Genomic DNA, 15,109 nt, shown 5'->3' on the forward strand with positions numbered 1-15,109 from the left:
GCTCTCGTCTAATGACGGCGGGATGAAGCTCTCGCGCTATCTGCTCGATTCGCTCGACGCCCTTGGTATAGGCGTTTGCGAATACGATGCGCAGATGAGGGCTCTGTGCTGGAACCAGACCTTCCTGCAATTCTTCCCCGAGGACGAAGGCGAGATCTACGTCGGCGAGCCCTATGGGGACAATCTGGTGCGGTTCTATCAGCGCCGCCTCTCGCCGGAGGAAATGCCGGAGATTGCGCGACATGTCGCAGAAGGCGTGACGCGCCACGAGAACCAGACCCAACCCTTCGAATTCATCCATAACGGCCGTAAGCTGCGTGCATCATCACTGCGGGCGCCGGATGGCGGCCGCGTGCGGCTGTGGCAACGGCTGGATGTCGAGAGCCATGCCGAAACGGCCCCCGAACTGGTGCTGCCGGTGATGGATGCGCTCCGCTTCATCCCGGACGGCGCCAGCATTCTGGATGCGAAGGAGCGGGTGATCGCCGCCAACAACGCGTTCCGGCGGCTCTATGATCTGCCAAAAGGCACGCCGGTGGTCGGCCGCACATTGGACGAGATCATCGCCTGGTGCTGGCGCGAGGCCTCGCCGGCCGGCGCCTGGCGGGCGGCGATCAGCAACGGCCTGCGCTATGACGGCGTGCCCTTCGAGATCGAGTTGCCCGGCCAGCGCTGGCTCCGGCTGATCGCACGGCACAGCACCGGCGGCGTCAGCTTCTTCACCCATGCCGACATCACGGCCACCAAGCGCCAGCAGATGGAGCTGCTGGAAGCGCAGGAGGCCTTGCGCCGGGCCAATGTGGCGCTGGCCGAACTCGCCGAGACGGACGGGCTGACCGGCCTTGCCAATCACCGTCGCTTTGTCGCCCGTCTCGCCGATGCGTCAGCCCGACCGGAGCCGCTCTCGCTGCTGATGATCGACGTCGATCACTTCAAGACGATCAACGACCGTTTCGGCCATCTCGTCGGCGACGCCTGCCTCAAGGCCATTGCCGGGGTCATCGCGGCACAGGTCACGTCGGCTTCGGCGCTGGTGGCCCGGGTTGGCGGCGAGGAGTTCGGTGTCCTGCTCGGCGACACGCCGATCGAAGCGGCCGAGGAGGCTGCGACAGCCATCCGCCGTGCCTTGCGGCGCGTGCCGTGGCGCCTGCTTCATGGCGAACTGACAGGGGTGACTGTCTCGATCGGACTTTGCGCGGGAGAAGGACCGCTGGACGGCACGAGCCTCCACGCCCGTGCCGACGAGGCGCTCTATGCAGCCAAGCGCAATGGCCGCGACCGCATCGAGATGGCGAGCCCTGCGGTGGCTTCGCGGCGCATCGCCGGGTAGAGCCGAGCTAGAGCCCTTTCGGCAGGGTCGCGAACGCATCCTCCAGATCGGCGAGGAGGTCCTCGACGTCTTCGAGCCCGATGTTCAGCCGCACGAGGCGCGAGCCGTAGGCGCGATGCTGGCGCCGGACATGGAAATACGGCACCGCCAAGCTGGTTATGCCGCCCCAGCTATAGCCGATCTTGAAGAGCGTCAGCGCGTCGATGAAGCCGAGCAGGTCCTTCTCTGCATAGCCGTCCTTGAAGACGATCGAGAAGACGCTGGCCGAGCCGGTAAAATCGCGCTTCCAGATCGCGTGCCCGGGCGAGGAAGGGAGGGCCGGATGCAGCACGCGCTCGATCTCGGAGCGCTGCTCCAGCCATTTGGCGATGGTGAGGCAGGATGCTTCGAGCCTCTCCAGTCGAACGCCCAATGTCTGCAGCCCGCGCAGCACGAGACTGCAATCGTCGGGCGAGACCGCCATGCCGAGCATCTGGTGCATCTCGCCGATCCTGGCATAGCGCGCCTCGTCCCTGACCGAGATCGAGCCCATCAGAATGTCGCTATGGCCGCCGAGGTATTTGGTCAGCGCCTGCAGAGTGATATGAGCACCGTGGCCGAACGCATCGAACATCACGCCGGCGGAATAGGTGTTGTCGATCGCGATGGTGATGTCGCGCCCGCTTGCGGCGCGCGCGATCGCCGGCAGATCCTGCACCTCCATCGTCACCGAGCCCGGGCTCTCGCACCAGATCAGCCGGGTGTTGTCACGCAGCAGCCCGGCGATGTCTTCGCCGATCAGCGGGTCATAATACTCGACCTCAACCCCGACCTTGCGCAGCAAGCCTTCCCCGACGAGGCGGTGGGGGCCATAGATCGACTCCGGTGTCAGGACATGGTCGCCGGGGCCGAGGAAAGCGAGATTGACCAGCGCGAGTGCGGCCTGGCCGCCGGGAGCCAGAAAGGTATGCGTCGCGCCCTCCAGTTCGGCGATCCGCGCCGCGAGCTCCAGCGTCGTTGGGGTTCCGTAGAGCCCGTAGGTGTAGGGCGCCTCGTCTTGCCGCCAGGTATCGCCGACCGAGGCTGCGTCCCTGAACAGCGTCGTCGAGCCGCGATAGACCGGCGTGATCAGCGAGCTGAAGCCGTCGGGAGTCTTGGCAGCCGAGTGAACCAGCCTCGATTTCCAGCCGAGCTGTCTTGCCTTGGCCATCGCCTGCTCCCGTCCCCGCATTTTGGACAGTGAGCATCACGTAAGGTCGCAGCGGCGGCAACGGGCCCCGGCGCCGGCAGCCATGCGCTGGCGATGGGTGTCAGGCCGGTTTGCGCTCGATGAAGACGCAGCCGTCGAAGCTGAAGACCGTCTCGCCGTTCTGGTTGACGCCTGTGTTGCGGCGGAAGAACAGGCCCCAGTCTGGACGTGACAGGCTCGGGCGCTTGTCCGCCACGGCCGAGTGATAGGTGATACGGTCGCCGGCATAGACCGGCTTCAGCCAGCGCAGGTTCTTGAAGCCGGGCGAGGGGCCGAGTCTGGGCGCCGCAGCCGGCGCGAGCGCAGCCTCCTGCCGACGGCGGTGGCTGACCATCGCCGCCATCCAGCCGGCCGCGGTATGCCAGCCGGAGGCGCAGAGGCTGCCGAACGAGCTCTTGCGCGCCGCCTCCTCATCCATGTGGAAGGGCTGTGGATCGAAGGAGCGGGCGAAGGCGACGATCTCGTCGGGCGTGAAGACGAGGCTGCCGAGCTCGTAGGTCTCACCGATCACGAGTTCGTCGAAGAAGCCGGGAGGGGCGGTCGGCCGAACCGGCGGCTCGACAGCGACGGTTGCGTGTGGCGGCTCGTAACTCACCGAATGCTCGAGCCAGTCACCGCCTGCCGCCTCGAAGCCGGAGCCACGCCGGCCGAACATCACCCAGTTGTTCTGTTCGACCACCGGCTCATTGCGCTGGTTCAGCAGCTCGAAGCGGAATTTCACGAGCCCCATTTCGGGGCGCGAGCGTGATTCCTTGGTTTCCGAGACAGTCCAGCGCAGCTTCAACACATCGCCGGGCTTCACTGGCCGCAGCCATTTGACCTCCTCGACGCCGGGTGAGCCCATCGAGGTCGAGTCGAGGAAGAAGGCCTCGGCCGCCAGCCGCATCAACAGCGCGCAGCTGTGCCAGCCGGAGCCGATGAGCGACCCGACGAAGCTCGCCTTCGCCTTGTCCGGATCGATGTGGAAATCCTGCGCGTCAAAGCGGCTGGCGTAGGCGACGATATCGCCCTGCGAGACGGGAAGCGCGCCGTATTCGGTCACGGACCCGGCGACGAAGTCCTCGAAATAGAGCATCGGCAGCCTATCTCATTGATCAGGCGCGTATCCTGCGTGCGGGATCGCTGATGATCGAGCGGAAAACGCGCAAACTCCGAAAGCCCTCCGCGCATAACGCCGGAGCAGATTACGCTCCAGCGGCGCAGGCTCAGTTGGCGAAGCGGAAATGCAGCACGTCGCCGTCGGCGACGACATACTCCTTGCCTTCGAGCCGGAACTTGCCGGCCTCGCGCGCTCCGGCTTCGCCCTTGTTGGCGATGTAGTCCGGGTAAGCGATGGTCTCGGCGCGGATATAGCCCTTCTCGAAATCGGTATGGATCACACCGGCCGCTGCCGGGCCCTTGGTGCCGTTCTCGATCGTCCAGGCGCGGGCTTCCTTGGGGCCGACGGTGAAGTAGGTGACGAGATTGAGCAGCGCGTAGCCGGCGCGGATCACCCGGTTGAGGCCGGGCTCTTCGAGGCCGACGGCATCGAGATAGTCCTTCTGATCAGCCTGCGGCAGCACCGCGATCTCGCTCTCGATCTTGGCCGAGACGACGACGGCGACCGCACCTTCCTCGGCAGCGCGGGCCTTGACCTGCTCGGAGAAGGCGTTGCCCTTGTCAGCGCTGGCCTCCTCGACATTGCAGACATAGAGCACCGGCTTGGACGAGAGCAGGCCCAGCATCTCGAACGCCTTGCGCTCCTCGGTCGCGACCTGGACGAGGCGGGCCGGCTTGCCCTCGCGCAGCAGCACGAGGCAGCGGTTCATCAGGTCGGCGGCTTCCTTGGCTTCCTTGTCGCCGGACTTCGCCTTCTTCTCCAGCGGCAGGACGCGCTTCTCGAGGCTCTCAAGATCGGCCAGCATCAGCTCGGTCTCGATGATCTCGATGTCGTTGACGGGCGAGACCTTGCCCTCGACATGGGTGATGTCGCCATCCTCGAAGCAGCGCACGACATGGGCGATGGCGTCGCATTCGCGGATATTGGCGAGGAACTGGTTGCCGAGGCCCTCACCCTTGGATGCGCCGCGCACCAGCCCGGCGATGTCGACGAAGGTCAGCCGCGTCGGGATTATCTCCTTCGAGCCCGCGATCGCGGCGAGCTTCTCCAGCCGCTCGTCGGGCACGGCGACGTCGCCGACATTCGGCTCGATCGTGCAGAACGGATAGTTTGCCGCCTGAGCGGCCGCTGTCTGCGTCAGCGCGTTGAAGAGGGTCGACTTGCCGACATTCGGCAGGCCGACGATACCGCATTTGAAGCCCATGCTTGCTCGTCCAGTGCATCGCGGGCCGGCTGCGGCCATCGCGGAAAGATCTCTCAGTTCTCCCCGGCCTTATTGGGTGCGGAGCAGCAAAAGACAAGATGGCGGGCGCGAGCGTGGATCACGCGAAAGTGCATGGCGGCGTGATTCGTCCGCGGGCACGAGTAAACCGCGACAGAAAGATCGGCAACTGGAGCTGCTCCATGCGCATCACCTCGCTCGCCCTGATCGGCTTCGTCATGGTCCTCGCAGCCGGTGCACAGGCGCAGACACCGCAGACCCGTATCCGCGGCACGGTGGAGCGTCTCGAAGGCCAGTCCCTGACGGTCAAGACCCAGGACGGGGCGATGACGACGGTCGCCCTTGCGCCCAATTATTCAATCGGAGCCGTGGTCAAAGCCTCGATGGCCGAGATCAAGAAGGGAAGCTTCATCGGCGTCGGTGCCCGTCCGCAGACTGGGGGCGGGTTGGCGGCCGTGCAGGTCTTCATCTTTCCCGAGGCGATGCGCGGTACGGGCGAGGGCCACAAGCCCTGGGGCGTCCTGCCGGATTCGACGATGACCAACGCGACGGTGGCCGAGACGGTCTCGCAGGTCGAAGGCGGCAGCGTCACGCTGACCTATCCCGGCGGCGAGCAGAAGATCGCGATCCCGCCGGAGGCCAACATCATCATGGCGGCGCCGGCGCAGACCGGCGACCTTGTCGCCGGAGCGCAGGTGGCGATGACCGCTAGCCGGCAGGCAGATGGGAGCTTGTCGAGCGGCCGGGTGACGATAGCCAAGGCGGGCGCTCAGCTCCCGCTCTGAGAGCGAGCCCTAATCCGTCGCCTTCTCGCCGAGACGCTTCACGGCGCCATGGCCGCGCGCCTCCATGAAGAGATGGACCTTGTTCTGGAAACCGGCATCGTCACGGGCAGCGAGCAGGGCGGCATTGTCGGCGCAGGCGGTGCACAAATCTTCGACCCAAGGCTCTTCGGCCTTGCCGAAGTCGTTGAGCACATAGGGATGGACCAGCGCCTTGTCGCCGGGATGGCCGATGCCCATCCGCACGCGGCGATACTCGTTGCCGATAGCAGCCGTGGTCGAGCGCAGGCCGTTATGGCCGGCATTGCCGCCACCGAGCTTCACGCGCAGCTTGGCCGGCGGCAGATCGAGCTCGTCATGGAAGACGATGATGTCGGCCGGCTCGACCTTGAAGAAGCGCGCCGCTTCGCCGATCGCGCGGCCGGATTCGTTCATATAAGTCTGCGGCAGAAGCAACAGGGCTTTCTTGCCGCCGATCAGGGCCTCGCAGGCGTAACCCTGGAAGCGGCTGCGCCAGGGCGCGGCACGGGCGGCGCGAGCGATCGCCTCGACCGCCATGAAGCCGATATTGTGGCGGTTGCGGGCGTAGCGTTGGCCGGGATTGCCGAGGCCGGCGAAGATCAGCATCGTTCGGTTCCGCACCGGTTGTCATAGCAAAACGGCCGGGCATGCCCGGCCGTCCGCAAGCATTTCGTTCCGCAGGGAACGTAAGGCTCAGGCCTTGGCGGCTTCGGCTTCGCCCTCGGCGGCAGCAGGCTCGTCGGCCTCGACCGTCGGCGGAATGATCGTGACCAGGGTCCGATCCTTCGTCGAGGTCAGGCTGACGCCCGCCGGCAGCTTGAGCGCGTTGCTGTGGAGCGTATCGCCAACCTCGAGGCCGGCAACCGAGACCTCGATGAACTCAGGAATGCTCTCGGGGGCGACTTCGATCTCGAGCGAGTGCTCGACGATCTGAAGGGCGCCGCCGCTCTTCAGGCCGGGCGACTGGTCCTGGTCGACGACGTGCACGGGAACCTCGACCTTGATGGTCTGGCCGGCAGCGATCCGCAGGAAGTCGACATGGATCGGGAAATCCTTGACCGGGTCGAGCTGGTAGTCGCGCGGGATGACGCGCGTCTTCTTGCCGTCGACGTCGATCTCGAACAGCGTGGTCAGGAAGTGACCAGCATAGATCATCTGGCGGGTCTTGTTGGCATCGAGCGCGATGGCCACAGGCGTTTCGCCCGCACCGTAGATCACGGCGGGAGTGAGGCCCTGGCGACGAACTTCCCGGGCGGCCCCCTTGCCGACCTGGGCGCGCGCCGAAGCCTGAATCTGCTTCACGGCGGTCATGTGTTTGATCCTTAGCTTTTTAAAAGACATGGCCGCCAGCGGGCGGCCATTGCGGTTCGCGTCCCTGCCTCCAAGGGTGTCAGTGGGACGCGAGCAGGCTCATAGGCGAAACTGCGGACAATCTCAAGCCCGCAGGCCGATTCAGGCCGCCGTGGCAGCCGAATGCGAGATGGCGACTGGCACCGGCCGGGCGAAGCTGCGAACGAAGGCGGCGACCGCTTCGGCCGGCATCGGCCGCGAATAGTGGTAGCCTTGGCCGAGCGGGCAACCCATCGCGACCAGGCGCCGCGCCTGGCTCTCACTCTCGATGCCCTCAGCCACGAGCCGCATGCCGAGCCGGCCCGCGATGCCGATCAGCGCCTCGATGATCGCGCCGCTTCTCTTTCCGCCATCGATGCTGCCGACGAAAGATCGGTCGATCTTGATCGCGTCGACCGGGAAGTCGAGCAGATGCGTGAGCGAGGCGAAACCTGTGCCGAAGTCGTCGAGCGCGACCATGATGCCGCGTTCGCGTAAGGCCGCCATGGTGCGCGCGACGCCGTCGCGGCGTCCGCCCATGATCACCTGCTCGGTGATCTCGACGACCAGATGCTCCAGTGGAACCTGCACCCGCTCGAAGGCCCTGACGATGCGTTGAACAAGGTCGCCCTTCTGAAAGTCGGCGGAGGTAACGTTGATGCCGATATAGCGGATGGGCAGGCCCTCGCGCAGCCACTGCGCCATGTCGGCCGTAATCGCCGCCAGCATCTGGCCCGAAATGCGATAGGCGAGCTTGGGGTCGAGCAGGGCATCCTGGAATTCGCCGGCCGCTACTATGCGACCGTCGTCGAGACGCAGCCGCGCCAAAGCCTCCATGCCGGCGATCTGGCCGGTGTCGAGCTGGATGACCGGCTGATAGTAGGGAACGAGGCGCCCCGCGCTCAACGCCTCGTCCACGGTTCGGATCGTCTGGATGCGGCGGGTCATCGCGGTGCGCAGGCCGCCCTTGAAACGGACATAGCCGCCGCGCCGGGTTTCCTTGGCATGGTAGAGCGCGAAGTCGGCATTCTGCCGCAAGGTGACACTGTCGGTGCCGTCTTCTCCGGCGATGGCCCCGCCGATTGTGACGCTGGGGACGATGGTCGTCCCCTCGCAGTCGAGCGGCCCCTGCATTGTGGCGAGGATAGCGCTGGCCACGCCGCGCAATTGCCCGGCCTTGTCGCAGCCGGGCAGGAGGACGGCGAATTCGTCGCCGCCGATCCTGAATGCCGCTCCATTCGGTGCCACCGCAGCAAGCCGCGAGCCAACGGCCTCGATCAGCAAGTCACCGACGGCATGACCCATCGTATCGTTGATCGCCTTGAGGTGATCGATGTCGATCAACATCAGCCCGAAGCCGGACCCAGACCGGCTTGTTGTCTGGGCGATGGCCTCATTGAAGCGGGCTCGGTTCGGCAGCCTGGTCAGCGTATCGAAATAGGCGAGGCGGTGATTGCGGGCGGTGACCTCCTCATGCTCGATCGCGATGGCGCAGAGATGGACGCAGGTCTCGACGATCCGACGCTCGAAGGGCGTCGCGCCGCGCGGCTCGCGATAGTAAAATGCGAAGCTGCCGACGACCCGGCCGTCACGCGCCGCTATCGGGCTCGACCAGCAGGCGCGCAGGCCGAGCGGCAATACGAGCTCGCGATAACCCTCCCAATGCGGGTCGATGGCGATGTCGGTCACTTCGACCGGATGCTTGCGATAAATTGCCGTGCCACAGGAGCCGACGCGCGGGCCGATCGGTATGCCGTTGACCGCCTCGCCATAGGAGAGCGGCAGGCTGGGCGCGGCGAGAGGGCGCAGCCTGAACGCGTCGTCGATGGTCACGACGGAGCAGACCACGCTAGGCGCAAGCGCTTCGACCCGCTCGCACAGCGTTGTCATGATCGCCGCCAGTTCCTCACCGCGCGCGATCGATTCCAGAATGGCGTTTTGCAGGGATTGCAGACGCTCTACGGAATCGTGACGGCGCATCGTGGCACTCGGCGGACGGGAGGCGCCATCATGCCGCAGGGGGGGTGAAACCGCGGTTTCACCCTTAAATCGAATTGTCGGCTTTCGCGGTCTTCAGGCGGGAGCGAGCCCGATCCGCTCGTCGCGCCGGCGCAACAGATGCATCAGCGGCAGTGCGAGCAGCACCATCCAGGCCTTGCCGATGATCTGGCCGGTGAGGAAATCGAGGCTGCCGAAGGCGAGCCAGAGGAAGACGAAGCTGTCGACCACAAGGCCGAAGACGCTCGAGGCGGCGACGGCGGCGACGAAATTGCGCTTCTGCAGCGGGGTATAGACCGCGAAATCCGCTAGCTCGGAGAGCAGGAAGGCCACGGTCGAGGCCAGGACGATGGCCGGGGGCGCCAGCATGCCGGAAATCAGCGTGCCGATCGCAATCGCGCCGAGGCCGGCGAGAGGGCCGAGGCGCCGCTGGACGATGTCGCGCAGCACGAGCGCGAGGCCGACCATCAGCACGCCGCTCGGCGCCTTGATCCCGGGGGCGACGGGGACGAGGCAAGGGCCATCCGGCACGCAGACCGTGCCGGCATTGCCGATCAGCCAGTTGGCGAGCGGGATGGTCAGGGTGAAGAGGGCCAGCGCAATCAGGCCCTCGGTACGGCGCTGCCGGTCAATCGTCATGGTTCAGTCCGCTGTCGTTCGGCGCGGCCTCATAGGCCGTAAAACCCCTGGCCCGCAAGTCGCAGGCCGGGCAATGGCCGCAGCCATAGCCCCAAGCATGCCGTTTCGTTCGGTCGCCGAGATAGCAGCTATGGCTCTCCTCGACTACCAGATCAAGCAAGGCCTCGCCGCCCAATTCCTTGGCCAAGGCAAAGGTCTGGGCCTTGTCGCGCCACATCAGCGGCGTGTGCAGCACGAGCCGGCGGTCGAGCCCGAGGCCGAGCGCGACCTGCATCGCCTTGATCGTGTCGTCGCGGCAATCGGGATAGCCGGAATAGTCGGTCTCGCAGACGCCGAGCACGATGTGCTTGCAATCGCGGCGATAGGCCAGCGCCGCTGCGAAGGTCAGGAAGATCAGGTTGCGGCCTGGGACGAAGGTCGTCGGCAGGCCGGCATCAGTGAAGGCGATCTCGCTTTCGCTGGTCAGCGCCGTGTCCGAGATCGCGCCGAGCGTCTTCAGATCGAGCAGATGATCCGGCCCAAGCCGTTCGGCGTAGGCCGGCGACAGTCCGGGGAACTTGGCTCGGATCGTTTCGCGGCACGCAAGCTCGATGCGATGACGCTGGCCGTAGTCGAAGCCGACCGTCTCGACCGCTCCGAAACGGGCAAGTGCCCAGGCCAGCGCGACGGTGGAATCCTGGCCACCGGAGAAGAGGATGAGGGCCCGGTCCGCGCCGGTCGTTGCGACCGTCATCGTCCCATTCCCGTCAATCGAAGAGGCTGGAGACGCTTGACTCGCTGGCGGTGCGCTCGATCGCCTCGCCCATCAGGCCGGCGATGGAGATGACGCGGATATTGCGTGCGACCTTCACCGCCTCGGTCGGCATGATCGAGTCGGTGATCACCAGCTCCTTCAGCTTGGAAGAGGCGATGCGCGCCACGGCTCCGCCGGAGAGCACGCCATGGGTGATATAGGCGTAGACCTCCTTGGCACCCTGATCGAGCAGGGCCTCGGCGGCGTTCACCAGCGTGCCGCCGGAATCGACGATGTCGTCGAGCAGGATGCAGGAGCGACCCTCGACCGAGCCGATGATGTTCATCACTTCCGACTCGCCCGGCCGATCGCGGCGCTTATCGACAATGGCGAGTTGGGCGTCGATGCGCTTGGCCAGGGCGCGGGCGCGCACCACGCCGCCGACGTCCGGCGAAACAACCATGGCGTTCTTCCAGTCGAGCCGGTCCTTGATGTCGCGCGCCATCAGCGGTGCGCCGAACAGGTTGTCGGTCGGGATATCGAAGAAGCCTTGGATCTGGCCGGCATGCAGGTCGAGCGTCAGCACGCGATCGACGCCGGCATGGGTGATCAGGTTGGCGACGAGCTTGGCCGAGATCGGGGTGCGCCCCGAGGCGCGACGGTCCTGCCGCGCATAGCCAAAATAAGGGATCACCGCTGTGATGCGCCTCGCCGAGGAGCGGCGTAGCGCATCGGTGATGATCAGCAGCTCCATCAGATGGTCATTGGTCGGGAACGAGGTCGACTGGATGATGAAGACATCCTGGCCGCGGACGTTTTCCTGGATCTCGACGAAGATTTCCATGTCGGCGAAGCGCCGGACCTGGGCCCGGGCGAGTGGCACATCGAGATGGCCGCAGATGGCTTCGGCGAGGGCGCGGTTGGAATTGCCGGCGACGACTTTGAAGGAAGAGGGCATGCCGGGGCGCACCAGAAACGCGGGTAAGGCGAGCCGTCCGAGCGGGGGGCGGCTCAGTTTCGAAGGGCTCATAACAGCGTGATGACGCCGAGTCGACCAAAGAGGCGCAGCGTCCCCATGCAAATGCTGCACCGCACCCGGCAGCGATGCATCTTGCGCGGGATATCCTTGATCTGGGCGACCTGAAAGCGCGCCTACGCCGGGAGCCTGACCTCTAGCGCTTCTTGTCGGGAGCTGCCTGGGCGGTGCGTGTCTTGCTCTTTGCGTCTTCCTTCGGCTCGGGCACCGGCGCCGTCGTCAGGAAGCTCGCGATCGCGTCGGCCGATTCGGACGCGGCCTTGGCGACGATGGTCTGGTCGATGCCGGCCCAGGGGTCGGAGCCGCCGCCGCGCCGGCCAAGACTCTCGCCCTGGACGCGTTGTGCCCGCTTCTTGCTCTCGTCATAGACGTCCCAGACGAAGGCGAGAGCGGTCTGCCCATCCTCGGTCGGCTGCGCGGTGAGATAACCGCGCACCCGGAAGCGGGCGGGCTTGTCGCCGGGGACGATCTCCATCTTGCGCTCGGCCGCGGCTTCACCGAGCAGGCCGGCGAAATGCGCCGTCACCTGGTCGGGTGCACCGGAGATGCTCTGAACCGAGACCGGAACGCCCGGCGCATCGACGCGCGGCCGTGCCGCGGTCGTGGTGGTTTCCTGGCAGCCTGCGAGCGCAAGCGCGGCGAGCGGCCCCAGAACGAGGCCGTAAGAACGAACCGACATTGTGACGCCTCCCGCCCATTGTTTGGGCTCGGATTGCTGGTCTTCCCTGTGGCGCTCGTTGTAGGCGCAACGACCGGTCAGGTCCAGATAGGGCAGGCGAGGGCAAAGGTGAGCCGGTTGCACCGCAATGATTGCGCTGTGGACGCTCCTTCGCCATATCTCCCGGCAGGCGCATGGGGCGCCCGCCGGAGAGCTTCGATGGTCAGCACGTCCAACCGTATCCTCGACGACATCGCGCGGCTGGCGACCGATGCCGCCGGCGCAGCGCAGGGCGTGCGCCGCGAGGTCGAGACCGTGGTCAAGACGCAGATCGAGCGACTGCTGCGCGATCTCGATGTCGTGACGCGCGAGGAATTCGAGGCGGTGCGCGAGATGGCGCTGCTGGCGCGCGAAGAGAACGACAAGCTCGCGGCCCGGCTTGCGGCGCTGGAGGGGCGCGCGGCAAAGGAGTGAGCGCATTCCGGTGCGCGCTGTGGACAGTCGCGTGAAGGGATTGAGCCCACGTCCGAATCCGCAGAGCCTGCATCGCGTTGTGGGCGGGTTAACCGGCCTGCGCTATCGTCGATGAAGAGAGGTGATTCGTCGTTCGGCCCTGCCTCGACGGGTGGTTCGACGGAGTGAGGGCCGCCCAGCGGCTTTCTTGTCGGGTTGTGTGCCTTACGCTTTTCCAGTCGCCGTGTACCCGTTCTCAGACAAGCCGCGCCTGCCTTGAAGGTTTGGATGCCGGCTGTTGGACCTTGGGCATGATGGACCTTGACCTGGACGCCGATACCGAACGCCCCTCTAACCCCCTCGATCTCGTCGAACGCCTGGCCGCGCTGAACGATTGGAGCTTCGATCGCGACAGCGACGACGAGCTCTCCGTTTCCGTGACCGGTGGCTGGGCCGACTACCATGTTGCGATCACCTGGCTCTCCGAGGTGGAATCCCTTCACATCGCCTGCGCCTTCGACCTCAAGGTGCCGGACCGGCGCCGCAACGAGGTGATGAACCTCGTCAGCCTCGTCAACGAGCAGCTCTGGCTCGGGCATTTCGACCTCTGGAGCCGCGAGAACGTGGTGATGTATCGCCACGCACTTCTGCTCTCGGGCGGGGCCGAGCCGACCGAGGAGCAAGCCGCCGGGCTGATCAAGGCGGCGATCGACGCCTGCGAGCGCTATTACCAGGCCTTCCAGTTCGTGGTCTGGGCCGGCAAGAGCGCGCGCGAGGCGCTCGAAGGCGCGCTGCTGGAGACGGTCGGCGAAGCGTGAAGTCCGGCCGGGCCCGGGCTTGACCCGGGCCGCGCTTGGCGGTTCAGGTCCGTGCGTAACGCGCATCGACCGGAGAGACGCCATGCCCAGCCCGCTTCCGCAAACCCTCACCCTCGTCGGTGCCGGCAAGATGGGCGGCGCCATGCTCGAGGGTTGGCTGCGCATCGGCGTGAAAGGGGCGGGGATCACGCTGATCGACCCGCATATCTCGGATGACATGCAAGCTCTCGCCGCCGCCGAGGGCATGAGCGTCAACCCGCCTGCGCCAGCGGCCGCCGAGGTGGTGGTGCTGGCGACCAAGCCGCAGATGCTCGACACGGCCGCGCCCGCCGTCCAGGCGCTGATCGGCCCGAAGACGCTGCTGATCTCGATCCTTGCCGGCAAGACGCTCGGAGACCTCGCGGCTCGCCTCCCCAATGCCGGTGCGGTCATCCGCGCCATGCCGAACCTGCCGGCCTCGGTCAAGCGCGGTGTCACTGCTGCAGCTGCGGGCAAGGGCGTGAGTGAGGCACAGCAACAACTGGCTGATGCACTGCTCGCGGGAGTGGGCAAGGTCGAGTGGCTCTCGGATGAAGGGCTGATCGATGCCGTCACTGCCGTCTCGGGCTCGGGCCCGGCCTATGTCTTCAACATGGTCGAGTGCCTGGCGGCGGCAGGCACCGCGGCGGGGCTGCCGGCCGACCTCGCCGAGCGGCTGGCGCGCGCCACCGTCGAAGGCGCGGGCGAGATGCTGTTCCAGTCGCCCTTGCCGCCGGCGACATTGCGCCAGAACGTGACCTCGCCTGGGGGCACGACCGCTGCCGCGCTCGAAGTGTTGATGGCCGATAATGGCCTCGCGCCGCTGATGCGACGCGCGGTCGCTGCCGCCAAACGCCGCGCCGAGGAGCTTTCCGGCTGAGGCGGCCTTTCAACCAGCCCGCGCAAGGCCTAGCTTCTCTCCATCAGTTCGCGACAGGAGAGAAGCCGATGGCGCGCAAACCCGTTTCCCCTGAGACTGAGAAACCCGCCGCGAAACCCGATCCGCGGCGCGCCGTGGTCGATGCTCTGTTCCGGTTGGCGGCGACGCAGAGCTGGGACGAGATCGAACTGCCAGCGATCGCTCGCGAAGCTGGGGTCAGCCTCGGTGAACTGCGCGGCCTCTTCCCCTCCAAGCTCGCGATCCTCGGCGGCCTCGGTCGCATCCTCGACGATGCGGTCCTCGCTGGCAGTTCCGACGATCTGGCGGAGGAATCCTACAAGGAGCGCGTCTTCGACTTGGTGATGCGCCGGCTCGATGCACTTGCACCCTATAAGTCCGGGCTGAAGGCGCTGATGCCGCATCTGCGGCGCCAGCCCTTGGCGCTCGCTGCACTTGGGCGCAACTCCGTGAACTCTTGGCGCTATCTGCTCGCTTCGGCCGGAATCCCGACCGAGGACGATCTCGGCTCCGTCCGGGTCAGGGGGGCGACGCTGCTGATGGCGCGCGTGCTCGACACCTGGCTGGAGGATGACGAGCCGGAGCTGTCGCGCACCATGGCGAAGCTCGACCGCGAGCTGAAGACGGCAGGTCAGATTATGGCGCGCGTCGAGGATGTCCACCGGTTGACGGCACCGCTGCGCGGCCTGGCGCGTTCGCTCTGCTCCGGCGTCCGGCGCACGCCGCGGCGCGAGCGCATGCGCGGCGAGGAAGGCGACGATTACGCTCCGGCGATCTGATCACAATCGGCGGTTGCGGTCGGCAACCACCGATTGTGGCAAAAAAGTGACAGTGTTAAGCAGGTATT

General features: G+C 66.2%; 16 protein-coding genes. 6 read left to right on the forward strand and 10 right to left on the reverse strand.

Going from position 1 to position 15,109, the window contains the following annotated elements; translation table 11 throughout:
• Window positions 1–22: 22 nt before the first annotated feature.
• On the forward strand, window positions 23–1,330 hold the full coding sequence (locus BLM15_RS00405) for a sensor domain-containing diguanylate cyclase (RefSeq protein ID WP_126109312.1): 1,308 nt from the start codon (window positions 23–25) through the stop codon (window positions 1,328–1,330).
• Window positions 1,331–1,337: 7 nt separating this feature from the next.
• Here the strand turns inward: BLM15_RS00405 and BLM15_RS00410 are convergent, their stop codons facing one another.
• The 3 genes from BLM15_RS00410 to ychF form a co-directional block, all read right to left on the reverse strand.
• Window positions 1,338–2,519 carry a cystathionine beta-lyase gene (locus tag BLM15_RS00410; RefSeq protein WP_126109314.1) on the reverse strand — a complete coding sequence of 394 codons (1,182 nt, stop codon included), beginning with the start codon at window positions 2,517–2,519 and terminating at the stop codon, window positions 1,338–1,340.
• Between the two features lie 100 nt (window positions 2,520–2,619).
• On the reverse strand, window positions 2,620–3,633 hold the full coding sequence (locus tag BLM15_RS00415; protein ID WP_126109316.1) for a MaoC family dehydratase: 1,014 nt from the start codon (window positions 3,631–3,633) through the stop codon (window positions 2,620–2,622).
• A gap of 130 nt (window positions 3,634–3,763) precedes the next feature.
• Window positions 3,764–4,861, reverse strand: coding sequence for a redox-regulated ATPase YchF (ychF, locus tag BLM15_RS00420; protein ID WP_126109318.1), 1,098 nt, complete (start codon window positions 4,859–4,861; stop codon window positions 3,764–3,766).
• Between the two features lie 200 nt (window positions 4,862–5,061).
• On the opposite strand from ychF, the gene BLM15_RS00425 reads away from it, so the two are divergent.
• Window positions 5,062–5,664: a hypothetical protein gene (locus tag BLM15_RS00425; RefSeq protein WP_126109320.1), complete on the forward strand. Its 603-nt coding sequence runs from the start codon at window positions 5,062–5,064 to the stop codon at window positions 5,662–5,664.
• A 9-nt stretch (window positions 5,665–5,673) separates the two neighbouring features.
• Here BLM15_RS00425 and pth read toward each other — a convergent pair whose 3' ends face one another.
• From pth to BLM15_RS00460, 7 genes are all read right to left on the reverse strand, one after another.
• Window positions 5,674–6,288, reverse strand: a complete 615-nt coding sequence (gene pth, locus BLM15_RS00430) for an aminoacyl-tRNA hydrolase (RefSeq protein ID WP_126109321.1) — start codon at window positions 6,286–6,288, stop codon at window positions 5,674–5,676.
• Window positions 6,289–6,375: 87 nt separating this feature from the next.
• Window positions 6,376–6,993 carry a 50S ribosomal protein L25/general stress protein Ctc gene (locus BLM15_RS00435; RefSeq protein WP_126109323.1) on the reverse strand — a complete coding sequence of 206 codons (618 nt, stop codon included), beginning with the start codon at window positions 6,991–6,993 and terminating at the stop codon, window positions 6,376–6,378.
• Window positions 6,994–7,134: 141 nt separating this feature from the next.
• Entirely contained in the window at window positions 7,135–8,991 is a 1,857-nt protein-coding gene (locus tag BLM15_RS00440; RefSeq protein WP_126109325.1) for a putative bifunctional diguanylate cyclase/phosphodiesterase, read from the reverse strand.
• A gap of 93 nt (window positions 8,992–9,084) precedes the next feature.
• Window positions 9,085–9,648 (reverse strand): VUT family protein, encoded by a 564-nt coding sequence (locus BLM15_RS00445; protein ID WP_126109327.1) that lies wholly within the window; start codon window positions 9,646–9,648, stop codon window positions 9,085–9,087.
• Window positions 9,638–10,381, reverse strand: a complete 744-nt coding sequence (queC, locus tag BLM15_RS00450; RefSeq protein WP_126109329.1) for a 7-cyano-7-deazaguanine synthase QueC — start codon at window positions 10,379–10,381, stop codon at window positions 9,638–9,640. Before queC ends, BLM15_RS00445 begins: the two co-directional genes overlap by 11 nt.
• 13 nt (window positions 10,382–10,394) lie before the next feature.
• The gene (locus BLM15_RS00455; protein WP_126109331.1) at window positions 10,395–11,339 is read right to left on the reverse strand and encodes a ribose-phosphate pyrophosphokinase; all 945 of its coding nucleotides are present in this window, start codon (window positions 11,337–11,339) and stop codon (window positions 10,395–10,397) included.
• Between the two features lie 214 nt (window positions 11,340–11,553).
• On the reverse strand, window positions 11,554–12,096 hold the full coding sequence (locus BLM15_RS00460; protein ID WP_126109333.1) for a hypothetical protein: 543 nt from the start codon (window positions 12,094–12,096) through the stop codon (window positions 11,554–11,556).
• Window positions 12,097–12,294: 198 nt separating this feature from the next.
• Between BLM15_RS00460 and BLM15_RS00465 the strand changes: the two genes are divergently transcribed.
• The 4 genes from BLM15_RS00465 to BLM15_RS00480 all read left to right on the forward strand — a co-directional run bounded on the left by BLM15_RS00465 (window position 12,295) and on the right by BLM15_RS00480 (window position 15,041).
• Window positions 12,295–12,549 carry an accessory factor UbiK family protein gene (locus BLM15_RS00465; RefSeq protein WP_126109335.1) on the forward strand — a complete coding sequence of 85 codons (255 nt, stop codon included), beginning with the start codon at window positions 12,295–12,297 and terminating at the stop codon, window positions 12,547–12,549.
• A gap of 290 nt (window positions 12,550–12,839) precedes the next feature.
• A complete protein-coding gene (locus BLM15_RS00470; RefSeq protein WP_126109337.1) occupies window positions 12,840–13,346 on the forward strand; it encodes a type III secretion system chaperone family protein in 507 nt (168 codons plus the stop codon).
• Window positions 13,347–13,428: 82 nt separating this feature from the next.
• A complete protein-coding gene (proC, locus tag BLM15_RS00475; RefSeq protein ID WP_126109339.1) occupies window positions 13,429–14,244 on the forward strand; it encodes a pyrroline-5-carboxylate reductase in 816 nt (271 codons plus the stop codon).
• Between the two features lie 68 nt (window positions 14,245–14,312).
• A complete protein-coding gene (locus BLM15_RS00480) occupies window positions 14,313–15,041 on the forward strand; it encodes a TetR/AcrR family transcriptional regulator (RefSeq protein WP_126109341.1) in 729 nt (242 codons plus the stop codon).
• Window positions 15,042–15,109: the final 68 nt, after the last annotated feature.

Origin of the sequence: Bosea sp. Tri-49 (assembly GCF_003952665.1) — a bacterium.
Taxonomy (GTDB): domain Bacteria; phylum Pseudomonadota; class Alphaproteobacteria; order Rhizobiales; family Beijerinckiaceae; genus Allobosea.